Origin of the sequence: Wolbachia endosymbiont (group A) of Colletes cunicularius, from assembly GCF_964264715.1 — a bacterium.
Lineage (GTDB): Bacteria > Pseudomonadota > Alphaproteobacteria > Rickettsiales > Anaplasmataceae > Wolbachia.
Genome location: NZ_OZ183471.1, coordinates 748,144 through 772,308 on the forward strand (window position 1 = coordinate 748,144; position 24,165 = coordinate 772,308).

The following is a 24,165-nucleotide window of genomic DNA, read 5'->3' on the forward strand; positions in this document are numbered from 1 at the left end:
CACACTTTTTTGAACATTCCCGTTGTATTTAGGTTTTTAGTAATATATATTGTTAAATTAATAACAATTTATTTGAGAATGACCTGAATTTTTTCCACTATACTTTTGCACACTTTCTACATCAAACTTTGAATTCACAACTTGTTCATCATTTAATCTTTCTCCAATTTTTGGAAATATGGTATTCTCTATAAGATATCTCTTCATTTGTTCTTTATCTATACCCTCCAATTTTTCAGTTACCTCTTTGAGTTCTTTAATTATGAAGTCTTTTGCACGAACCAGTAGTGATGTCTGTCTAGGTAAAGTAGCAATAATAGGCCTTGATGTAAAAGGAGTGTTTTCCTTTAATCTTTTCTTGTCAAGGTTCTGTTCTAACTTTTCCTTCTGCCTTGCCAGTTCTCTATTTAAATCTTTCTCGTTTAGATCCAAATACTTGAGTAACTTTTTCAACACAAATAAACCTTCATTAAATCTATCAGGTCCAAGTTCAAATTTATTGTGATGCATCATTACGGTTTGAATTTTCTGCAAAAACTCTTGAGGGCTTTTTTCACTTAGTTTAGCAAGATTCTTAGCTTCTATAAATTTCAAAAGAGCGCTATATGAAGTAGATTGATACGTTATATCCATGTCACAGCGTGTGTAATTTGGACCGCTTGGCTCTAAACAAATAATATCTGGTACTTCTATATTCTTATCGTTTTTCCCTTGATTAACTTTTTTATGCCTGATTTCATTCCATAGTACTGCATCTGTTGCTTGCTGATTTTCATCAGTTAAAGATTTTGTATCTCCTGAAAATTTAAATATTACATCTTCCTGTTCAGGGTTTATTACCCAGCCAGTAACCAAGGATTTGTGATGATCAATACCATGTCTACCAGAACGATGATCTGCTGGAATACTAATGAAATTTACTATTTTGTTTGTTCCATCAATATCTTTAGTAACAGAGATTTTTGTATACCATTCCACTTCTTCTATTTGATTAAACCCAAAATTCTCAAATAATTTTTTATCTCCCATCGGTACAAATACTTTTGGTTGAGGCCAGTGTTTTGTTTCATAGTGTTCTAATAGTTTTTGTAATGATCTTCTATCTACATGATCGCGATGATTGTGTGAAATTATGATAACGTCAATTTTAGGTAGTTCCTCAACACTAGGATGAGATCTTGTCTTTTCTGGATAAAGTAACCTACTTAAGTTGTTAAATACTGGATCTGTCAAAATATTAAAGCCAGGAACTTGAATTAACTGAGTCGCATGACCTATATTTGAATAGCATATCTTTCTCCCGGCTGTAAATCTTGTGCGTTGTCAAGTTTGTAAATTTGATCCTTATCTTCCTTCTGAGAAAAATAAGATAGCTTACTCTTTACAACCTCTGATACAAATGGGGCACAAACACTACTCAGTGTTCTCTTGACTTGCGTCTCTTTAAAAATCCTTGAGTCATTATATGTACTTCTATTTTCAGGATTTGTAATATATGTGCCTTCAATTTTTTCAAGACGCTGAAAACTTATATCACTAAACTTTTCTTGCAATTCATTGATATAACTATGATAGACATTAACATGATGCATTTTTCCCTCCATTTCATTGCTGGATTTATGTGTCACATGCCAAAGCTACTGCTATAAATATTGTTCCTGCAACTATTATATATGAAGTTTTAGGTTTAACTATACCTGCCATAAGAAGTACTGTTACTGATGTAGCACCCAGTAGTACTATTGAATATAAACTTTTTATCATTCTTTAGACTCATCAAAACCTTTTTCTTTCATTTTATTGCTGTTACTTGCACAAAAATTTACCTACTTATGCAAACAGCAACAGGCTCGGGGCTTGCATTATCTAACGTTGGGTTAGGTTCAGAAGAAAGTCCTTGAAGTTCATTTCTAACGAGGGCTAAAATAAAGTTTGAACTAACGTTTGCATCACTACTATCCCCCCTTTTACGCTTTAGCTTACTATTTACAGCATCACCAATTAACTTCATTTTTTCTTCATTGGAAAGATCTTCTTTTACACAAATTTTTTTCAATTGATCAAATTCCTTACCTTCCAATTGATTCAATAGACTGCTTATTACATTAGTTGCTATAGCTTCCCTTCTTACTTTAAAGCATTCAAGAAGAAATTTAAAGTCTTTGGGATATAATGAATATTTACCCCTTGCTGCACGTGCTAACTCACTAATTTTGATAAAAGACTTGCCATTTATATCTATAAACCATGACAAGTAGTCATATAGTACGCTCTTTGTTTTATTACTATGTATTTCATTCTTTATATCCTCATCTCTTTTTGCTTCAAAGTCTGCTAATGAGGTGCTCCATGTACTTAACTTTTTATTAAGTTCTTCAAGTATGTTGCTAACCTGACTTTTATATATACCTGAACGATTTGTTAGTCTTTCTCTGTGGTGATTTGTCAAACAATAACTAAAACATCCATACCAAATTACCTTAGTTACTACTAAAAACACATTTCTTGCAGCTGTAGGGTGAACACTTATTGGATGTAGATGTGGATAGTGTTTTTTGAACTGCTTGATTATTTCATCATCTTTTATAGTATGCACATTAGCTTGAAGCATTGATAGCTTTATAAAGAACTCTAAAGCATGTTTTAACCCTAAATTTAGAGATCTAAAGAACGCTAAGTGGATTGCTGAATCTCCTAGGCATATATAGTTATCTTTACTTCTCTCTTTAGAATATCCACAACTAATTTCTATCTTTTTTACCTTAACGCTATTTAAATCTACATTACAGCCATCTACTATAAGGTTTCCCAGTAAAGAAGATATTGGGAAGAAGATACTATCTGGTACTGGCCTTGAGGAATTGAAAGGATTTAAAGGTTCCCTGCTTATATTTGGATATTCTTTATCGAAAACGCGAGCTAACTCATCAGTTATGAATACCGGTAGTGTTACATCTGAAAAACCATCTTTATCTTTACGCTTGCTTAGCACAACTTCAGTGAGCTTTATGTTCCTCATATATTTCATCACTTGATATAGGGAAGACATGTTGTCAGTGATTTTTGCTTTAAAGTTGACGTACATTGCATGCTGAAGTGGAGCACTAACTATATTATCTTTATCTGGACCAAATTCATTGATTCTTAATTTGCTATTTCTTCCAGTGCAGTCTAATATTATAGGATCTGAAGCTTTATGTTCTTTATATAATTCCTCAAAACTTTCCACTTCTCTTGTTATGTATCTAGCTCCTAGGGACTTAGCTTCTCTTGCAAATCTTTCTTCCAATTCCTTTATAAGTATTCTATTCCTTTGGCTATGTAGATGTTCATTTAATTTTGCAAAAAACTCAGTTTTTACATTCAATCGAGAAAGCACTTCTTGTACTTCTTTGAAAAAATTACCTTCTAACTTTACGTTAATATTTCTGGTGAACTCTGGACGTTTTTCGTAAACAGTTACTGGAAACCCAAGCTGTGCACAGAGCATTGCCATGAATGAACCAACAGGGCCAGAACCTGCGATGATAATGTTTTTCATTTTTACCTCATATCAATCACCCAACGCTAGGCTTACTATAATATGAGATATAATGCAAACAGTTTTTTTTATTCAGAAATAGGCTACTGTGGTGATTGCTGTGCTGCTACAAAACGCTCATATTCTACTTTTGCCATTTTAGTACTGGGTTTAAACGCTTCATATGTAATACGACCAGCTGCAAGTGCTGCTACTGTAACTATAGACGCTGCGCCTATCATACGTGGTGCATCGGGTGTAATATTACCAGTTGTGAAAAGTGTTATTGCTGCTACAGCCCCTAGTAACAGTGTTGAATAACGAACAAAGAGATCTTTATTGTATGCTTGTTTTAACTTCATTAAGTATCCAGTTTCACGAGGACGGTCTTGTGTGAAACCCCAATCAACACGGCTTTGCCAAGCTTGCCTTTCATACACATAATGGTCTATTGGAGTTGCACCATTGTTATCCTCTATCCAAGGGTCTGCTCCAAGTTCTACTAAGGCTAATATTGTTTTCTCCGAACCTAAATGTGCAGCTACATGTAATGGAGTCTGTCCAAGATTATCTATTATATCGATTTTTGCTCCTTTTGCTGCCAGAAACTTAATTGTGTCCACTCGAAATAGTGAAGCAGCTTTATGTAGAGGGGTATCTCCTTGTGCGTTTTGGGCATTGATATCTGCACCATTATCTATCAGAAATTCTATTTTTTCTATATTGCCATTATGGGCAGCATTATGCAAAAGAGCATCGCCATCTTCATCTTGAAAATCAATATTAGAACCATTTTTGATCAATAGCTCTGCTATAGCTCTACTGCCGATTGCATAATCTAAAGGTGTAGAACCATTTTGACTTACTGCATTAACATCTGCTTTTCTCTCTATGAGAAATTCTATTATCTCTACATACTTTTCGTAATCGGGAATATTACCCTGTTGAAGAGCAACATGAGCTTTTTTGACGGCAATGTGTAGAGAAGTTTCTTCACGTACCTCAGTTTTTGCATTGATATTTGCTCCATTGTCCAATAAGAACTTGGCCATATCTTTATTACCAACTTCAACAGCAACACATAAAATTCCGCATCCACAATTTATGTCAACACCTTTTCCTAGTAGATATTTGAGCATATCTTTATCATCTCTTCTTACTGCATAATGCAAAGGTGTATACTTATACTTATTAAGTAAATTGACAGCTGTACCTCTGTCTTTTAGGTGCTTCACAATTCTCTCATAGCCATTTTCAGCAGCAATGTGCAACATTGTTCCTAGATGATAGCTATCAAATTGATAATCCAATGAAAAATTATTACCCCTCCATAATTGATACTCTTTCTCATATAGTTTATATTCATACTTGCAAGTATCCCATTGTGGGTACAGTTCATCCATTCTCCTTTCAAACTCTTGTTTTATCTTTTCAACTATATTAGTTGAGTCTAAGTTTTGATCATTATTTAACGTTTCTAATATTTCATATAGCAGATCCACAGTATTCCCCCTTAAATTTTGTGACTAAATAATATATTATGACTATCCTGTAGAAGAGAGTCAATCAAAAAGCACTTGAGACAAGATTTCTTAATAACTTATGTTAAAAAATGCTTGCATACTACAATTGCATTAATATAATGACGTCAATTGTCAAAATGGAGTGTTTTATGCAAGCTGCAGAGCAAAAAACAGAACAGCAAATCCTATCAAAAGAACTAAAGGAAGATAAGAAGCTGAAGTTAAGCAATAAACTCAAAAGTGATAGTAAATTAGATAGTAATAGCGTTAAAGAAATAATAGCTAACTCAATTCGGCCAATTAAAGTTAATAGCCCAAGAGATAAGTTCAATGCGTTAAAAGAGCCAATTTCTTATCCAAATAACTATGTTTTTGCATCACTTGTAGAGGGAATTTATAAAGATGATGAGAATCTTTACACAGGTGAAGGTGGAAAGGATTTACATGGAGAAGAGGTATATCCAAAGTTAGGTAACTGGCAGTTACTCACTGTTGGATATGACCGTGATTCTGTTGGGTATGACTCTAGCATAAAAAAACGAGTTAAGTCTTTTGCTGGAGGGGTACTCAGTGGTACAAATAGACCAAATGGCTATTCTGGTGCAGCATATTGGAATCCAGATACTCAACAAGTTATTATTGTTCATAGCGGAACTAAAAATACTGGTGGATGGGATGCAGACCTTTGTGGTGTTTTCTTAAATGAACATGTTGCACAAATTGACTCTGCAATTACTTTTACTGACAAGATCATCAGTGTTCTTAAAGAAATTAATGACGATAATAAAAAGGAAGGAAAACAAATACCATATATACAACTGTTCATTACTGGACATTCATTAGGTGCGTGGCTTGCACCAATTACCGCTTTTTCTGCAAAGTATCTTGTAAAAGAGGGTGATTATTTTGTTGCAAATCCAAAGTTTGAAGAAACTGGCTATCATGCAAGTACAGTGATTTTTGATGGACCAGGATGCGAAGAAATGTTAAGGCGTATTCAAAGAAGTATAATGAAGCGTTACGGTCCCTCTTTTATAAACTCCTTGGATATTATTAATTACCTATCTGTACCAAACGTAATAAATACCTGTAATCCTCAAGTGGGAGAGGTATATAGACTATTTATAAATTTATCTCAAGAAGACAAGAAGCATTTAGAGAGATTGAAAAATAAGGGTATTGTTGGAGAGTTAATAGAAAGCGCAAAAAATTGGAGTGTAGAAAAGCACATAGTAGTTCACACTGCTGCTACGCATAAAATAGTAAGTATTAAAGGAGTGTTTGATCCTAAAACCGGTGAGGTTCTTAAGGATAATGGAAACTTGAGAATAGAAAAAGTAGAGGACTGGCCATTACTAATTTCAGGTAACCAGAAAGAAGAAGTCCGAAGCAAAACCCTACAGAGTGTAAAGTGGGGTGTAAAAACAGCAGAGATATTAGGAAAGTTGGCTGCAAAAGTAATAGGGGCAACAGTGCGTAGAACACCAATTGGATTAGTGATTGATGGAATAGAAGCTATATATGGAATATATAAATCCGCATATTGGTACAATGAACTCATGCAAGAGCTTAACGGCTTTCTTAAGCTAGCAGATGAATCTAATAATTATCGCCTTGATAAAGGTCTTACATGTTCAGGAGCTGACGGGCGTGAGATTCGCTATGAGACTAAATATCTCAATGAAGATTATAAAGATGAACGCAGTCTCAATGCTTTCACGCAACCTGAACGTAAATTCCTAGAAGAGTATAAGTTTCTGGAAAGATATAAGGAAGACTTACAGGGGATTGTTACGCTAGAAGAGCTGTTTGATTCCCTTAAGGACGACAAAAAGCTAATTAGCGAGATAATGGAGATGTTAAAGGATTGTGAAGTAGAAAATGGAATTGTACGTGTACGTACACAAAATTTGCAAGAATTTATCCCTTACATCAAACGCATGCTTCATCTTTTTCCAGAGATGAAACAAAAAGTAGCAGGAGCTTATTACAAACTTCCTAGTAATATACACAACAAGCTTTATCAGCTAATATCTTCTTCGTACTTAAACCTTATTAAAGGTTCCTTAGATTTCGGAAGAGATAATTTTGGCTTTAAAGCTTTTTTAGAAGATAATAATCTGAAAATTTTACATACAGTTCAATCTTGTACTTCTTTGGGGGCTACAAGGGTATATAAGACTTTTAATCTGGTAAGAAACGACTATAGGGATGAAAAACACCATGCCTTCCTCAATTTAGACAGAGTCTTTTATTTGGGAGGAGAGATATTCATTAGCTTTCTTAAGAAAATTGATTATAAATATTTACTAATCATTGAATGCGATGAAGTGTTGAATGATAAAGATGATATGCTAAATAGTAAAATAAAAGGATTTCTCAAGGAATTGTTTAAAGTCTTAAAAGAGAATCACAACATTAAAGTTATTTTAGTAACGGAAAGAGATAGCAAGTTAAGCAGTTTTGTTAGGACATGTAATGAATCAAGTAGGTCATACCAAGAAAAAAGTATTGAAGCAAGATTTAATGATCTAACTTCTGATTCTCAGAGAAAACTTTTAGAAAAGACGGTTATTTTCCAGGGAAGAGAAGTTCCTTTAAGCGCAGTAATAAATAGAGATGGTAATTTAGACACAATAATCGATCCAGAAACAGTTGTTGAACTTTTTAAAAACAAAAAGATTGAAATAGGAAAAGCACTTCCTAGCTTAGGAGAAACAGAAGGTTATTATATTGAGCGTAAACTTGTTAAAAAAGTAAAAGTAAAAGAAGAAGTCTTGGAGGATGATAACCTAACTGACTTATTTGCAATTAGCAATATCAATAAGGAAGAACTCTCAAGCCTAGTAGGTGGGAGGAAGGTACGTAATTTTAGCGAGGAAGATCCTAACCCTGTTAGATTTATAACATTAAATGAAAATGCTGAAGAAAATGTTGAAGAAAATTTTAACAATTTGTGTAATAGATATTCGGATTGTACTATCCATTGGCTTGAGAGAAAAAACAATGGAGATTTAATTTGGAGAAAATCTCATGGAAAAACTTTATCCGAACTGCGAAGATATATAGAAAATTATGAAAGTGATTTACCAGATGATGCCTATTCAAGGAACAATACTTCTATAAAAATGGTTAATGTTAATGATATTAGTAATTTCGATGAGAGATTAATTGTCGTTGCTGCAGAGCCAGGAATGGGCAAAACAACAGCTTTAACTCGTTTTGGAACTCAAAAAGCAGATGGCTCTTCTAAATGGCTTATTCGAATGAATTTAGTAGAGTATAAAGATAAACTGGAACAAGAGGGTTTTAGTGATGTTGATAGTGTTGTTAAATTCTTACATGAAAATAATATCGTATCTAATACACTAGCAAAGAAGTTATTGGAATCGCGTCTAAAAGAAAGTGGCAATATAGTTTTGTTACTAGATGGTTTTGACGAAATTACTTCTAAAGGCCAAACGAACGTTGTAAATTTAATCAAGAAATTACAAGAAACTAAAGTTGAAAAGGTATTAATATCTACAAGGCTACATCTTAGAAATGAGTTAGAGAATGGCTTATCAGCAGTTGCGTATACCTTAAAGCCTTTCTCTCGAGAAGATCAGAAAGAATTTTTAAGGAGGTTTTGGCAAAGAGATTCTGGAGTAGTTCAAGAACTATTAGACAATTATATTAACAAACTTCTGGAATTTATTTCTAAGTCTATTGGCGATAAAGAAAGAAGATTCATGGGAATTCCTATGCAGATGAGAATGGTTGCTGAAGCTTTTCAAGAAGTGACAAAAGACCCAAGACGTTTAGATCATCCAGAGCTTACTTTTCCTGAGAATTTTGACATGATTAAGCTGTATGATCGCTTCTTATATGCTAAATATCGAGTCTATTTTGGAAAAAGAGGGGCAGAAAATATTGACTTAGATGAAGATGAAGACTGGCTCACCACAAAACCTACAAAAGTACATAGAAGCTTAGCACTTAAAGTACTATTTCCTGAGATGGAAAAAGATTTTATAGGTAACAATCTTCCATCTGAAAAAGATAAGCAGAGGGTTAACCGAGTTGGGATAGCGCAGTGCATTAATGATAGAGTTGTCTTTACTCATCGTACTTTTGCAGAGTATTTTGTTGCAGGTTTTCTGGCTGGTAGATTAAATAAGGATAAAGGTAGAGATAAATATAAGGTTACATCAAAGTTTTTAGCAAGGGAATTGTTTGAAAGTAAAAATGAGGTAATAAAGGCCTTCCTTGATTATCGTTTAGCTAAAGAGGAGATACATGCTGCTATTTTGAAAAAAGGGAAATTAGATGATGTGATATTATCAGAAGAAAATATTAATGTCACTGATAATCTTGGCAGGAGTGCTTTACATTATGCAGCTCAGGAAGGTCATAGAGAGATTGTTGATATCTTACTAAATAATGGTGTGGATATAAGAAAACCTGATGAACTTGGTAAGACGGCACTACATTATGCTGCAAGGTATAACGATGGAACAGAGGTAGTAAGTTGTTTATTGGAAAATGCAAAAGATTGTATCAATAAGAAGGATAAGAAAGGACATACTGCTGTATACTACGCTGCTCAGCAAGGTAATTGGGATATAGTTGATTTTTTGATAGAGGAAAAAGGTGCAAGTACTGATGGTCTCGATGCGGAAAAGCTACTGTTCCATTATACTTATAAAGGCAGCGTTGAGGGTATACGAAAAGTAGTAGAAAAGGAGAAGAAGGAAGGGGAGAAGGAAATAGATGTTACTGCGATTAAAGATAGTCATGATAATACACTTCTTCACATTGCTGCTCGGAAAGGACATTTGACGGTTGTAGAATTCTTACTAGAAAAAGGGGCTGATGTTAGTGTTGCTAATAATAGTGGAAAAGTGCCAATAAGTTATGCAGCTGAAGGTAACCACTGGAATATTGTTGAGTCTTTATTAAGGAAAAAGGCTAAATTCAATGATTTAAGTGGTGAACAGAAGGACTTATTACTAGATCATTCTGCTAAAAGTGCTCACTGGGATATTGTTAAGCTATTTATGGAGGATAATGGTAGAGATAATTATTTCGGCCATCTTAGTGATCAACAGAAAGTAGGATTGTTATGCTATACTGCTGAAAATGAGCGTTGGGATATTATCGAGTTTTTGCTAAAAAAAGGTACTAATTTTAATGAATTAAATAATAAACAACAGTTTTTCCTATTAGATCATTTTGCTCGGAATTTCAATTGGGAAGTTGTAAAATTATTCATGAAAGATAGTAATAAGGGTAGCTATTTTGATGAACTTGATGATCAACAAAAAGTGGAATTATTATGCTATCTTATTGATTCTGGGGAGTTAGATATAGCTAAATTTCTGATAAAAAAAGGCACTAAGATTAATAGTTCTGACAGTAGCGGTAAGAAGCCAATAAGCTATGCAGCTGAAAATAGGCATTGGAATATAGTTGAGTCTTTATTAAGGAAAAAGGCTAAATTCAATGATTTAAGTGGTAAACAGAAGGACTTATTACTAGATCATTCTGCTAAAAGTGCTCACTGGGATATTGTTAAGCTATTTATGAAGGATAATGGTAGAGATAATTATTTCGGCCATCTTGTTGATAGTCAACAGAGAGTAGAATTGTTATGCTATCTTATTCGCTCTAAGGATTTGGATGTAGCTGAATTTCTGATAGAAAAAGGCACTGGAGTTAATAATTTTGATAAACATGGTAAAAAGCCAATACACTATGCTGCAGGGAATGGATACTGGAACATCGTTGAGCTTTTATTAAGAAATAATGCTCATTTTAATGATCTAGAGAATGCACAGAAGGATTCATTACTACACTATTCTGTTCAGAATGCTGATTGGAATATTGTCAAGCTATTTATAGAAGATGATTGCAGAGATAATTATTTTGATAAACTTGATGATCAACAAAGAATGTGTTGTTTATACCATTTTATTTCTGTCGGCAATTTAGGTATAACAAAATTCTTTATTGAACAGTTAATAAGAAAAGAAAGAATTAGCAGTGTTAATGTTCCTAGCAACCATGGAGAAACATTTCTACATCTTGCAGCTAAGAATGATAAATTAGATATAGTACAGTATCTTGTCAACGAGAAGGGAGCTGATATAACAGCTATAAATACAGACAAAAAAACACCTAAAGATCTTGCTACTGAAAAGAATTGTACAAGTGTGGTAGAGTTCTTAGAACAAGCACAACAAGAGAAATTGTTTAATGCTGCAAAGCAGGGTAATCTGGATATAGTTAGAAGTCTTATTAGCCAAGGTGCTAATGTTGATTCTAGAGATCATAATAATTTAACGCCTCTGCACGTTGCTACGTATAATGGTCACTTGGAGTTAGTGAAATGTCTTTTAGAAAAAGGAGCCAATGTACTTGCAAAAAATAACCATGATACAGTATTACATCTTGCAGTTAGCAGTAATAAAGAAGAAATAATAAAGCTGGTTTTGGATAAAATCAAAGAAACACAGAGAGATGTAAGCCAGTATATTGACGCTAAGGATACTGAAGGTGATACGCCATTGATGTGGGCTGCTGAAAATGGGAGAGTAAATGCAGCACAAATATTATTAAAGTACGGTGCAAGTATTGAAGTAAAAAATAATGATGGCATGACTGCATTACATTGGGCTGCTCAAAATGGCCACCTAGGAGTTGCAAAGCTTTTGGCTGATAACGGAGCTATTATTCGTGCTATAGACAATAATGGTAGAAAACCTATACATGTTGCTGCTCTACATGGTAATAGAAATATTATAAAGTTACTCTTGAGTAGAGAGGTAAGTGTTGACAATATTGACAAAGATGGTTGGACTCCATTGCATTATGCTGCCTGTAGTGGTAGATCGGAAATTGTAAATTTTCTCTTGAGCAGTGGAGCTGATATCGATGCTCGAGGTAAGAACGGTAGAACAGCTTTAAAATTAACTATGGCTGTTGAGAAGGTTAGACAGGAACAGGCATCCAATGAGGAGATAGTTATTTTAGGTCCGAATTCTTTAGACCATGTACAAATAGACACTGACTATGTAACTGCATATATGGAGCAAATGTACGATAGAGGGGTAGAGGTTCACCAGGATGGTTTAAAGAAGTCCTACAATACAGCTAAAGAGCTTTATAACGAGGGTCGATATAAAGAGGCTTTAAAGGCCTTTGAATTTGTGTTTTCTTTTCAAAATAGAACAAGTTCTTTAGGTCCTAACCATCCTGATACTTTAGTAACTCACATGAATATAGCAGTAGTTTTTTCCAAGCTGGGTAAATATGAGGACGCATTAAAAATCTTGAAGGAAGTACTTAATATCCAAAAAGGATTAGAGGATTTAGGTCCTAATCATCGTGATACTTTAACTAATCATCACAATATAGCAGAAGTGTATTATAAACAGGGTAAATATAAAGATGCTTTAGAGCTTTATGAAGGAGTTCTTGAAAAAAGAAAAGAAATACTAGAAGCAAATCATCCAGACGTTCTGATTACTAGACACCATATAGCAAGAGTGCTAAATAACCAGGGAGAACATAATAGAGCATTAAGAATGTTTAATGATATTTTTGAGCTACAACGCAGAAGATTAGGGGAAGATCACCCAAACACTTTAAAAACCCAGCATAATATAGCTTTTACATTATACAGGCTTAATAAATACCAACAAGCTTTTTCTACTATTCGAGAGATTCTTGAGAAGAGTAGAGAAGTATTAGGATCAAGTCATCCGGATCATTTAGCTACTCATCATGTTGCAGCTCTGGTATTGCTAGAATTTGGTGAACATGAAGAAGCTTTAAAAATTTTGAAAGGTATTGTTCAAGCACAGGAAGAAATATTAGGATTAGATCATTCGGATACTTTAGCAACAAGGCATGATATAGCATACGCATTATACTTGCAAGGTAAGAGCCAAAAGGCTTTAGAAATTTTCCGCGAAGTATATGAAAAAAGGAAAGAAGTATTAGGTTCAGACCATCTATATACTTCATATACTTATAGTTTTATACGATCAATAGAATCTAAGTGCAGTATTCAACACTATGGAAAACAACAAAAAGCATTTTTAGATTTATCTAAGTTTGTTTCTAGTTATATTTCACACGCAGAAATAGAGTCAGTAAAGCAAGGTCTTTATTTGCCTTCTTTTGAGGAGCGAGGGATTAAAATTAATGGTAAGTGTATAGCAATTACACGTGGCTTATCTCAAGCTTTATTTTTACAGAGTAGCAAGTCATTTTTAAGTAATTTAGAAACTTCAGCTAAAATTTACGAGCGTATAGCGCAGAGTAAGCAGGTATCTAAAAGGGAAGAAAAAGAAGCTTTTGCTTTTAGTAGGTTACTTAATAACTTTGAGAGACAGTTAGATTCTGCTACGAATAGCCTACCTTCAAACTTAATGCATAATAAGGGTTACAGAACATTTGATAATTTATCACATTACATAGCTGGAGTTAAGGGTGACTTTGCTATTCATTTAGTAACAAGTAATCATGTTGTTGCAATTTATAGAATTGGTGATAATTATGCTTACTTTGATAGCAATGCAGCATTTGTTTCTGGGTTAAAAAGTACTGATCAGCTTATAGAAGTCGTAGAAAAAGGGGTAAAATCAGCTAGTTATAAAGTGGGAGAAAAAGGCCTTCTTGTTGAATACTTTGACGTTGAGCAAGCTAATGACTTACTATCTAGCGAAGATAAACAAATTCTAGCAAAAGAAATTAAAACAGAACGTCAACTTCTAGCAGAGCAGGATAAGAAGCTTGGTCTTATTAAGATTAATGGTCAAGAATTATCCAGGGTACAGCTATATGACTTCGGAACTAAAATTAATATAGAAGGTAGTGTACCGTTGCTTATCAATGCCGATATGAATTTAAGTAGCAAAAAGTTTCAGGATCTAATAGATAAAAAAGAGGTGAGTATGACAGCTAGGGAGTATCTTGATAGCTTAAAAAATGGTAAGAACATGGAAGAAGTAGTACAAGCAACCAAAGTAATTCCTTTCATAGGCTCAAAAAGTGAAATTGGAGAAGCAGAGCAAGCACGCGAGCTGAAATTCTCTTTAAAGCGGTCAATAAAACATCTTGCCACTGTTTTCCGAAATAGTAGTACTACTGATTCTGCAACTATTGCCTCTACTGTTTCTCTCACTAACACTAGTCGGTCAGAAAGTCAGTCACCGGGAACTACTGATGAAACAAATGATAGACCTGAATCTTATTTAAGTGGTGTGACAGTAAATAACCAACTAAAAAGATCACGTTAGGCTAATTCTTCCTGAAGTTGCTCTATTTCAGCTTTAGGAAGGCCAGTAGATTCAGCTATTAAATCGATAGATACACCAGCTTTATAGCTAACCGAAATAAGGTTTCCTCAAAACGCGATTCTGGATTAAGGAAGGAAGAAAGTATAGGAAATAGAAGGCTTTGTGGATTTGATGGAGTAGGAAATGAGAGTAGAAAAGATATGAACCAAAAAATTAACAGGGGATCTATGGCGAGTGTGTTCAATTTCTAGTCTATTTTTTAGGTAACCAAAAACAGTCTCAATGATAGACCTTTTTCTCAGTAAAATCTTCTCATTTAACGAAATCAATGTATTTTTCATACCTTTTTTCACCTTGGTAACAAGTTTCAAACCTCGGTCAAACAGCTTCTGAAAAAGCTCTTTTGCAATATAACCTTTGTCACCAAACAAAAGGCCGATTAATTTTTCCGTCAGATTTGGCACAGGTATCCTATCATCAACATTGCCTTTTGTTAGCGTAAGTGCATGAATTTCAACATTTTCATTGATTACCATATGTAATTTGAAACCAAAAAACCAGCCGTAAGTGCTCTTGCTTAATTTTGCAATTCCAGCAAAAACTTTGTTTTTGGATATTCTTTTTGCATGACAAACTGCAATGGGAGTTGTGTCTATATATGAAATTCCAGTGTTTTCTGACTGTCCACAAAGCCAATGCAACAACATTGCTAAATGCCACAAAACCCTAGGCTTTAGAGCAACAAACCTGGTATATGAAGGTAACTTTGGAAACTCTGATTTGTAGAGCAACGTTAGAGCCTGTCTTCAAACTCAAGAATGAGCTAATTTGTGAAGCATAATAGTGATCATATTAAAGAAGATGTTGTTTTTTGAAGTGAGAGGAGAATGCTCATAATCCTTACTCATACGTCTAAAATTGGAGAGCCAAGCAAAGGTTCTCTCAACAATCCAACGTTTGGGAATAACCTGAAATCCTGTATCAACTATTTTCTTGGTAATCGTCAATAAACATCCAGTTTCCAATAAGCAGAGGTTTTGCAATTTACCTGTGTATCCTTGATCAGCAAAAAACTTATGTAATGTTGGAGCTTTGCATTTGGCTTGAACAAAAAGATTTAGTGCACCATCAAGATCCTGAATGCTTGCACTTTGTACTTCAGCAGCAATTACAAGACCTACAGTATCTACAACGATGTGGCGCTTTCTACCCTTTACTTTCTTGCCAGCATCATATCCTCTGGATCCCCTTTTTGAGTAGTTTTTACTGATTGGCTATCTATTATTCCCACTGATGGAGTTTCATTCTTACCAATTATCTCTCTTACTTTTTTAACTAGAAAATCATGAATCTCTTGCCATATTCCACTTTTTTTCAATCGCTAATTACAACTATACACTGTTTTCCATGGTGGAAAATCTTTAGGCAGTTGTCTCCATTGACATCCTGTTCTCATCATATAGCGGATTGCGTTAATAATTGTTCTAATACTATGTTTTCTTGGTCTACCGGTCTTTTTAGGTTCAAAATATAGCTCTATTATCTTCCATTCTTTGTCACTTATATCGCTTGGGTACATTTAAAATATATCTTATAACACACTTCTTAACTCCTTTCTACTTAGTTTGAAGACAGGCTCTTAGAGTGAAAGAAGCTTATCTTGGGATAGCGATGATGTGCCGGAATATCACCTTTAGCTATTTGTCTGAATGTTTTTAATATGTAGACTGTTAGGAAATTGTCTTTTGCTTTTGTGATTTTCATGTTAAAGTATAACTCCTGGGTGGAATAAGTAGCTGCTGTTGTGTAATAAACATAGCAAAGGAAAGTCCGGGCTCCAAGGGAAAATAGTGACGGGTAACGCCCGCCGGAGGTAACTCCAGTTATAGGGCTACAGAAAATTACCGCCTAATATTTTAGGTAAGGGTGAAAAGGTGTGGTAAGAGCACACCATGGCAATGGTAACATTGGTAGTCGAGTAACCAACACTAGGAGCAAGATTAAATAGAAGTAGATTTTATGTTTTCCTCATATCTACTCGGGTAAATCGCATGCGGTAAATGGTAACATTTACTCCAGATAAATAGCTACATAAACAGAACTCGGCTTATATTTCACCTAGGCGTTCACATGATCGTGCGATATAAGCCATGCTATATCTAAATGTGTAGGCATTTCATGCATTGTCCTTCACTTGTTCTGCTTGATAGCCATCACTACTTTCGCCTTTAACATTAGAATATTCTTCATCATCAACATACTCTTTCAGAACATACCCTCTGCCCCAAACGGTTTCTATGTGGCTTTTTCCATCATTTGCACTTTCAAGTTTCTTACGTAGTTTACACATAAAAACATCAACTATCTTGTTATCTGAAGGTTCATCTAAGCCATTGTAAAGATGGTTTAAGAACATTTCTTTTGTTAATACTGTTCCTTTACGCAGCGCTAGCAATTCTATCATAGAATACTCTTTATTAGTAAGGTGAACCGTTTTACCTTTCACCTCAACAACCCTGTGATCAAAATTGATATTTATATTACCAATCTTGATCACTGATTCAGGATGGCCTTTAGTACGACGCACTATGGCCTTAATTCGAGCTAATAACTCGCTTTTATGAAATGGCTTGGTTAAGTAATCATCGGCACCATACCCGAGCCCTTTAGCTTTGTGATTGACAGCAGATATACATGAAAGTATTAAGACAGGAACTTTGATTTTTGCACTTCTTAATCTTAACAATATATCATATCCATCAATGTCACCAGGCAAGTGTATATCTAGAATAACTAGGTCATAGTAATCTCCATTTGAGGAAACCATATTATTGTTATAATCTTGTGCAGAAGTGACAACGTCACAAAAATGCCCATCAGAAGTTAAGGCATTAACCACAGTCTTTGCACTTACTTGATCATCTTCAATTAATAATATACGCATATTTTACACCCCATAAATAATTTATAATTTTAGTAATATATATAACTAAGGAAAGTAACAAATCAAATTTTTATTAACAAATGATCAAAATTACACTTATTAATTAATAGTAATACATTGTTCCAAAATTATATAAATAAGATCTAAAATATAATAGATACATCATATACTGTAATAATAATGATATTTTTAGTAAATATTGAATTAAAGTTATTATTATTAAAAGAATACTTAGGTTAATAAATATTTAACTATTTTATACGTCTGTGTTATATTTTTAATTTACTTATTCTACTATTTTAAAGTATAAGTAATACTTTCAGGAATATTGTGTGGCAATATCAATTTTAGGTGCTGGTGCATGGGGTACAGCAATCGCAATTTCATTAAGTAGTAAGAAAGATGTGATTTTGTGGACTCGCAATGAAACTACATTTGAATCAATCAACGAGAAAAGAGAAAGTGACAAGCTACCCGGTTGTCGAATTTCTGATAATGTGTCAGTAAAATTAGCTATTGAAGACGCAGTTAATGCTTCAGTAACAATCCTCGCTGTTCCCACTCAGTCTCTAAGAGAAGTATGTCAGCAATTGCATAATTGTAATCTGAAAAAAGATGTAGCAATAATTTTAGCTTGTAAGGGAATAGAAAAGTCTACATTAAAATTACCTAGTGAAATAGTAAATGAAGTTTTACCTAACAATCCTATTGCTATTTTTTCAGGCCCTAGTTTTGCTGTAGAAGTTGCAAGAAAATTACCCTATTCAATGGTTCTTGCATGTCGAAATAACATATTGGGTTCAAAGCTAATATCAGAACTACAGCAAGAAAATGTTAAATTACACCTTAGTAGCGATGTTATAGGGATACAGATTTGTGCAGCGTTAAAGAACGTTTTTGCTATAGCGTGTGGGATTGTTCTAGGTAGTAAACTTGGGTTTAATGCTCATGCAGCATTGATTACGAAAAGTGTGAGCGAAATTAAGGCTTTATACTCAGCAAAAGTTGGTAACGGTAATGTGGATATAAATACACTACTTGGGCCAGCATGTTTGGGTGACTTAATTATGACATGCACATCCTTAAATTCAAGAAATCTATCTTTTGGATTCAATTTAGGTAATAGCCATGAGGAGTATGATATTCGACGAGTCCCAATTGAAGGCAAGTTGCTAATCGAAGGTGTCAGTACTGTTAAGTCTACTTTTGATTTAACACAAAAGTTAGGAGTTAAAATGCCTATATGTGAAGCGGTCTATAAATTATTGTATGAAAGCGCCTCTATAGAGGACGCTATTTCTGTTCTTGTAAATTAGTTTTGTACTTTGGTGTATTGTGAAATTTTTATATAAATTGATATCAACATGGTGGCTGTCTGGCACAGTAAAAAAAATGCCAGGTACTGTAGGCAGCTTAGCTTCTTATCCAATTGTTCCTGTAATACTGAGTAACAGAATTTTAGGTGCAGCAATTATTTTTTTATTATTCTTGATTGGATTATGGTCTATAGGCAATTATATAAAACATTACAAGACTTCATGTGATCCAAAAGAGGTAGTAATTGACGAAGTAGTTGGTCAATTGCTGACAATACTTTTAGTTTCGGTATTGTTAAGCCAAGAGATGAATTGCTCTTCATTGTTGTTGTGCTTTTTTTCTTTTAGGTTTTTTGATATAATAAAAACGTGGCCTATAAATTTGATCGATAGAAATACCAAAGGTCCTCTAGGTGTTATGCTAGATGATATTATAGCTGCAGTTTTAGCCTGTGTTCTTATAGGAGCCTTTTATTGTTTATTATTGGTGTATGCAGGATAAAAAAATCTATTATTCAAGCTTAATTGTTCAAAATCTAAAGGATTATATACTGTACACAGCGAATTTATCTGAGTGGGAAGTACACGATAAATTTGATAACGTCACATTTACGATAAACGGTACCAGGGAGTCATTATTTAATTTTGTGTTCTGTGGAGATCAATGTACCGAGCTTTCTATACAAAAAACTCTAGATTATCTCAGAACAAGAGATATAGAAGCAACATGGGTAATAAATTCACATATGAAAATAAGAGATATTTTAGAAAAGTGTGAAGTAAAACACGTTAGCACACCAAAAAAAGCTTTACTTAATATGAAAAATTACTTTTTACCTACTGATGTTATTTCAAATTTGAGGTTAAATCCTGTAAATGGTAGCGATCTCTTAGAACAGTTAGATTTACACACTTCTAAAATTTTTTATCATGGCGTTGGAATTGTCAGCACATTTTTTCGCGGATTATCAAATTATGATGATAAAAACTCAAGATTAAGATTTTTTCTTGTAACACTAAATAGTGAAATTATTGGGACATGCGGTCTTTATGTTCAAGACAGCGTAGCTGGTTTTTATAGTGATGGAGTTTTACCAATTTACAGGAATCGTGGAATAGGTACCCAAATGGTTTTAGAAAGAATAAAGATAGCTAAGCAGCTTGAATGCAAATATATAGTAGCACATTGTATGAAACCTTCTGTAAACCTTTATAAGAGATTGGGCTTTCAGATGTTAGGCAATCTTTACTTATATAACTCTTCAGCATAATTCTGAGCGGTTACAAATTTTTACATCTGTTTTAGAAGTGCTATGTTTTTTTTGTATGAAGTAGTTTTAATATTAATTCTAGTATTATTCTTTCTTTCTTATTCTAAATTAAAAATTAGTAATGAGATTAAGAACTTACAGCATCAAAATGTTATCATAAATAATTTAATTGATACTGTGAATGATGGGTTTTATATTTGGGATGCAAAAAAACGTATAGAAAAGTTCTCTCCTAACTTACTAATTTTGCTTAATACTGTTTTTTACTCGTTTAATGAGTTTGTGAATTTTTTTGAGCAATCAGAAGGCTTAATTGAAAATTTTGCTGAGGCAAAGGAAATAAATAAATCTTTTACTCTAGATTTAAAGTCAAAAGACAGTGAGGTTTATTGCATATGTTACGGTAGAAGCATAATAGATGATTCTAACAATGTGATAGGTGTGCTATTATGGATAAGGAATGTCTCAGACTGTAAAATAAAAGCTCACGGACTTGAGCTAGAAAATAGTAAGCTTACACAAGAAGTGGAGAGCTATAAAAATGTTTTCAACTCTTTACCATTTCCAATACTAAAATATAACAAGAATAGAAAGGTAGAGTTTTATAATTTGTTTTATGATAAATATGTAGATGGCTCTAAGAAATTTGCTATTACCAGTAGCGCTCATAGCACAAAACCAGGAAGGCATGTCGTAACTTACAAGAACGAACCTAAGGTTTTCGATTTTGTTAAAATTCCAATACAAGGTTCTGGTAGCATAGTAATGTATGGGAAAGATGTTAGTGATGCAGAGAAATTATATACTGAATTAAACAGTTATTTAGCTACACAGAAAAATTTGCTTGAGAGGTTGCCGGTTGCTATAGTAATATATAGTAAGAATCAAAAGCTAAAATTTTATAATAATGCTTTCTTAAAAACCTTTCAATTTGACCCAAAATTTTTGGCATCTTACCCAACTTATCATGAAGTTATGCTTTACCTCTTCGAATCTAAAAAGCTTTTAGAAAAAGAGGATTTTCAAACTATTAGTAACCAAAGACATGAGTTATTCAAGAAATTATTTGCATCGTATGATGATACGATGCATTTCACGAATGGAAAAGCATTCAGGGTATTAACAATACCCTACGCTTCGGAAGGTTTGCTGTTCTCTTACGAAGAATGCAAAAGATGATACTTAAACTCCTTCTTTCTCTATCATGAGCTGTTTTACTTTCGCTATTGCTCTTGCTGGATTAAGTCCTTTAGGACAAGTTTTTGTGCAATTCATTATTGTATGACAACGATACAACTTGAATGGGTCGTTTAAAACATCAAGTCTTTCACCTGTCTTATTATCACGGCTGTCAGCAATCCATCTGTAGGTTTGTAATAGTATTGCTGGTCCTAAAAATTTATCACTATTCCACCAGTAGCTTGGGCAACCAGTCGAACAGCAAGCACATAATATACAGTCGGACAAGCCATCTAATTTTTTTCTATCTTCAGGAGATTGAGAGTATTCTTTATTTGGTAGGGTAGGCTTATCTGCTTGTAACCAAGGTTTAATTGATTTGTATTGCTCATAAAATTGGCTCAAGTCCGAGACTAGATCCTTTATCACATACATGTGAGGTAATGGATATATTTTTACATCACCTTTTATATCGTGTATAGATCTAGTACATGCAAGAGTATTGGTTCCGTCAATATTCATGGCACAAGATCCACATATGCCTTCTCTACAAGAACGTCTGAAAGTTAAAGTCGAATCTATTTCATCCTTTATTTTTATTAATGCATCAAGTACCATAGGGCCACAACTATCCATATCAATAAAAAATGTGTCTATTCTAGGGTTTTTCTCGTCATCAGCAGACCAACGGTAAATTTGAAATCTTCTGATGTTTTTTGCTCTAGCAGGAATAGGATAAATTTTGCCCTTTTGATTAATTTTAGAATTCTTTGGCAAAGAAAACTGAACCATATCACTTACCTTTTATTGTTTATAGCTAAAACCCTTTGTAGATAACATATTTTATTATCATCTACTATATTTTTATTAAATTCCTTTTAAATCGCGCACATATTGTAGCCAAGCGAAGCTAAAATCTCTCTTTCTAGATTTTGCATTATAATTTCTTCATCTTTTTTTTGGTGATCATAACCAAGTAAATGCAGTAATCCATGCACTAACATGTGTACAATGTGAGCAAGAATGGGTATACAATACTCATGCGATTCTCTTTTTATTGTGTCTATTGAAATTGCTATGTCTCCTAAATCGCACTCATTAGACAATTGTTCACACGGAAATGATAGTACGTTAGTTGGCTTATCCATTTCTCTAAATTTTAAATTAAGTTGATGTAGCAAGTCATCATCAGCCAGAGCTATTGATATATTTGGTTTATAGTGGTATATTTTTAATTCTTTTAGAGAAGTATTTATAATATTTAATACAAAACCCTCTGGATCATCTGTAATGCTGCACCATCTCTCATCAAGAACATTTACTTCTAACATGAGTAACGCACCAGTAAGGGTGTCATGCAAGTAGCTGACACTGGAATCCAGTTTTTATTATCCTTCCTAGCAGAGACTACTTTCAAATCGCAACATTTGTACAGTTGTGTGCGTGACCAGAAAAGGAGAACTATAGATTCCAGTGTCAAGCACTGGGATGACAGGGTATTACACATCACTCATGCTTATTATTTCATTCCATTCAATTTCCGAAACTGGGGCAATTGATAAACGTGGTTGTTTTAATATAGCCATATTTTTCAAAAGTGGGTTTTGTTTTATATTATTTAACGTTACTTGGTTATTTAAAGGTTTCAAAAACTTTACATTCACTAATCCGAACTTGGGATCATTAACATGATAATACTCTTTAAATACTTCAACGATTCCAAGTATTGCTTTCTCTTTACCTGTATGATAAAAAAACGCAAGATCGCTTACTTTCATAATTTTCATGTAATCTTGAGCTTGATAATTGCACACGCCATCCCACTCAACTACCTGCTCCTTTTCCATTTTTTGCCATGAATATTCACTTGGCTCTGACTTGAGTAGCCAAAGTTGCATTATTTTTTTCTTCTTAAATAAGCCGGTATATCATAAACATTGCTGCCCCATTTAGCTCCTTCGCTGACCTGTTCAGTTGGTTTTGTTTCCAGTGTTTTGTCTTGCGTACTTTCACTGTGACTATAGGGCCACTTAAATTTCTCTTTCTCTGAGTCTTCGCTCTGACTTATAGGTGAAGTTTCTGATTTATTATTGCGACCATCAATGCCAGTTGCAAGAACAGAAACTCTAACTCTTCCCTCCATCGCTTGATCAAAAGTAGCACCAAATATTATATTTGCATTTTCATCTACTTCTTCACGCACTCTATTGGCTGCAGCATCAACTTCAAACAGAGTCATATCTCCGCCACCAGTAATGTTAATTAATATTCCTTGCGCACCTTTCATTGATACATTGTCAAGCAATGGATTGGATATTGCAGCTTCCGCAGCACTAATTGCTCTATCTTCTCCCTCTGCCTCTCCGGTGCCGATCATCGCTTTGCCCATCTCGCTCATTATTGTTTCTATATCAGCGAAGTCAAGATTAATAAGCCCTGGCATGACCATCAAGTCAGTTACTCCTCTAATGCCAATATGCAAAACATTATCAGCAAGTTTAAATGCATCAGAAAATGTAGTTTTTTCATTTGCAATTCTAAATAAATTCTGATTTGGAATGACAATAAGTGTATCCACGTATTTTTGCAGTTCTTCAAGTCCAAGCTCTGCAATGCGCATGCGGCGCACACCTTCAAAACCGAACGGTTTAGTTACAACTCCAACAGTCAATATCTTTTTTTCTTTTGGCGCTCTATCCTTAACTGCAGCTCTTGCTTCTCTGGCTGCTTTTGCAATTACCGGTGCTGCACCGGTTCCAGTACCACCGCCCATTCCTGCTGTGATGAAAAGCATATGACTATCTTTTATATGCTCCATAATTTCATCGATTGATTCTTCTGCTGCACCTTTGCCAACATCAGGCAAAGCACCAGCACCAAGACCCTTAGTTAAATTAATGCCAAGCTGAATTTTTTTATCACACAACGACTTTTCTAGTGCTTGAGCGTCGGTATTTGCGACAACAAAATTCACTCCTTGCAAATTAGATTGGATCATGTTATTCACAGCATTCCCACCAGCACCACCCACTCCCACAACGGTAATCCTTGGGTGTAATATAGGTAACTCCGGCAGACTAAGATCAATAGACATTTAAATTACTCAAATTTAGCGAATTCACTTG

Annotated in this window: 18 protein-coding genes, 1 other RNA gene and 1 pseudogene; 6 read left to right on the forward strand and 14 right to left on the reverse strand. The window is 34.1% G+C overall.

Translation table 11 applies throughout. From position 1 onward, the window contains the following. Positions 1 to 57: 57 nt before the first annotated feature. From ACFELZ_RS04445 to ACFELZ_RS04465, 5 genes are all read right to left on the reverse strand, one after another. Positions 58 to 1,233, reverse strand: coding sequence for an MBL fold metallo-hydrolase (locus tag ACFELZ_RS04445; protein ID WP_375316597.1), 1,176 nt, complete (start codon positions 1,231 to 1,233; stop codon positions 58 to 60). A gap of 41 nt (positions 1,234 to 1,274) precedes the next feature. Continuing rightward, a complete protein-coding gene (locus ACFELZ_RS04450) occupies positions 1,275 to 1,628 on the reverse strand; it encodes a hypothetical protein (protein ID WP_375316598.1) in 354 nt (117 codons plus the stop codon). After that, on the reverse strand, positions 1,618 to 1,764 hold the full coding sequence (locus tag ACFELZ_RS04455; protein WP_375316599.1) for a hypothetical protein: 147 nt from the start codon (positions 1,762 to 1,764) through the stop codon (positions 1,618 to 1,620). The genes ACFELZ_RS04450 and ACFELZ_RS04455 overlap by 11 nt, the downstream gene beginning before the upstream one ends. A gap of 58 nt (positions 1,765 to 1,822) precedes the next feature. Beyond that, on the reverse strand, positions 1,823 to 3,289 hold the full coding sequence (locus ACFELZ_RS04460) for a hypothetical protein (protein ID WP_375316600.1): 1,467 nt from the start codon (positions 3,287 to 3,289) through the stop codon (positions 1,823 to 1,825). 335 nt (positions 3,290 to 3,624) lie between these two features. Beyond that, a complete protein-coding gene (locus tag ACFELZ_RS04465) occupies positions 3,625 to 5,022 on the reverse strand; it encodes an ankyrin repeat domain-containing protein (protein WP_375316601.1) in 1,398 nt (465 codons plus the stop codon). 170 nt (positions 5,023 to 5,192) lie between these two features. On the opposite strand from ACFELZ_RS04465, the gene ACFELZ_RS04470 reads away from it, so the two are divergent. Then, positions 5,193 to 14,330, forward strand: coding sequence for an ankyrin repeat domain-containing protein (locus ACFELZ_RS04470; RefSeq protein WP_375316602.1), 9,138 nt, complete (start codon positions 5,193 to 5,195; stop codon positions 14,328 to 14,330). 125 nt (positions 14,331 to 14,455) lie between these two features. On the opposite strand, the pseudogene ACFELZ_RS04475 reads toward ACFELZ_RS04470, so the two are convergent. The 4 genes and pseudogenes from ACFELZ_RS04475 to ACFELZ_RS04490 all read right to left on the reverse strand — a co-directional run. Further along, positions 14,456 to 15,127 (reverse strand): annotated as a pseudogene (locus tag ACFELZ_RS04475) (IS982 family transposase); the annotation flags it as partial. A 15-nt stretch (positions 15,128 to 15,142) separates the two neighbouring features. Further along, on the reverse strand, positions 15,143 to 15,601 hold the full coding sequence (locus tag ACFELZ_RS04480; RefSeq protein ID WP_375316627.1) for a transposase: 459 nt from the start codon (positions 15,599 to 15,601) through the stop codon (positions 15,143 to 15,145). After that, complete coding sequence (locus ACFELZ_RS04485) at positions 15,544 to 15,708, reverse strand: hypothetical protein (protein ID WP_375315781.1); 165 nt, start codon at positions 15,706 to 15,708, stop codon at positions 15,544 to 15,546. Before ACFELZ_RS04485 ends, ACFELZ_RS04480 begins: the two co-directional genes overlap by 58 nt. A gap of 3 nt (positions 15,709 to 15,711) precedes the next feature. Further along, positions 15,712 to 15,909 carry a transposase gene (locus ACFELZ_RS04490; protein ID WP_375315805.1) on the reverse strand — a complete coding sequence of 66 codons (198 nt, stop codon included), beginning with the start codon at positions 15,907 to 15,909 and terminating at the stop codon, positions 15,712 to 15,714. 201 nt (positions 15,910 to 16,110) lie between these two features. On the opposite strand from ACFELZ_RS04490, the gene rnpB reads away from it, so the two are divergent. Further along, an RNA gene (rnpB, locus tag ACFELZ_RS04495) (RNase P RNA component class A) lies at positions 16,111 to 16,455 on the forward strand. 51 nt (positions 16,456 to 16,506) lie between these two features. Here the strand turns inward: rnpB and ACFELZ_RS04500 are convergent. Next, positions 16,507 to 17,274 (reverse strand): response regulator transcription factor, encoded by a 768-nt coding sequence (locus ACFELZ_RS04500; protein WP_375316603.1) that lies wholly within the window; start codon positions 17,272 to 17,274, stop codon positions 16,507 to 16,509. Between the two features lie 332 nt (positions 17,275 to 17,606). On the opposite strand from ACFELZ_RS04500, the gene ACFELZ_RS04505 reads away from it, so the two are divergent. The 4 genes from ACFELZ_RS04505 to ACFELZ_RS04520 are packed head-to-tail and all read left to right on the forward strand — an operon-like array spanning position 17,607 to position 21,040. Beyond that, a complete protein-coding gene (locus ACFELZ_RS04505) occupies positions 17,607 to 18,590 on the forward strand; it encodes an NAD(P)H-dependent glycerol-3-phosphate dehydrogenase (RefSeq protein ID WP_375316604.1) in 984 nt (327 codons plus the stop codon). Positions 18,591 to 18,609: 19 nt separating this feature from the next. Next, positions 18,610 to 19,092 carry a phosphatidylglycerophosphatase A gene (locus tag ACFELZ_RS04510; RefSeq protein WP_375316605.1) on the forward strand — a complete coding sequence of 161 codons (483 nt, stop codon included), beginning with the start codon at positions 18,610 to 18,612 and terminating at the stop codon, positions 19,090 to 19,092. Beyond that, positions 19,082 to 19,861: a GNAT family N-acetyltransferase gene (locus tag ACFELZ_RS04515; protein WP_375316606.1), complete on the forward strand. Its 780-nt coding sequence runs from the start codon at positions 19,082 to 19,084 to the stop codon at positions 19,859 to 19,861. The genes ACFELZ_RS04510 and ACFELZ_RS04515 overlap by 11 nt, the downstream gene beginning before the upstream one ends. A gap of 42 nt (positions 19,862 to 19,903) precedes the next feature. Beyond that, positions 19,904 to 21,040, forward strand: a complete 1,137-nt coding sequence (locus tag ACFELZ_RS04520; protein ID WP_375316607.1) for a hypothetical protein — start codon at positions 19,904 to 19,906, stop codon at positions 21,038 to 21,040. 3 nt (positions 21,041 to 21,043) lie between these two features. On the opposite strand, the gene ACFELZ_RS04525 is transcribed toward ACFELZ_RS04520, so the two are convergent. From ACFELZ_RS04525 to ftsZ, 4 genes are all read right to left on the reverse strand, one after another. Further along, a complete protein-coding gene (locus ACFELZ_RS04525) occupies positions 21,044 to 21,832 on the reverse strand; it encodes a succinate dehydrogenase iron-sulfur subunit (protein ID WP_375316608.1) in 789 nt (262 codons plus the stop codon). An 86-nt stretch (positions 21,833 to 21,918) separates the two neighbouring features. Next, on the reverse strand, positions 21,919 to 22,371 hold the full coding sequence (ybeY, locus tag ACFELZ_RS04530) for an rRNA maturation RNase YbeY (protein WP_375316609.1): 453 nt from the start codon (positions 22,369 to 22,371) through the stop codon (positions 21,919 to 21,921). Positions 22,372 to 22,539: 168 nt separating this feature from the next. Beyond that, complete coding sequence (locus ACFELZ_RS04540; RefSeq protein ID WP_375316611.1) at positions 22,540 to 22,938, reverse strand: EVE domain-containing protein; 399 nt, start codon at positions 22,936 to 22,938, stop codon at positions 22,540 to 22,542. Continuing rightward, on the reverse strand, positions 22,938 to 24,134 hold the full coding sequence (ftsZ, locus tag ACFELZ_RS04545; RefSeq protein WP_375316612.1) for a cell division protein FtsZ: 1,197 nt from the start codon (positions 24,132 to 24,134) through the stop codon (positions 22,938 to 22,940). Before ftsZ ends, ACFELZ_RS04540 begins: the two co-directional genes overlap by 1 nt. Between the last annotated feature and the right edge of the window lie 31 nt (positions 24,135 to 24,165).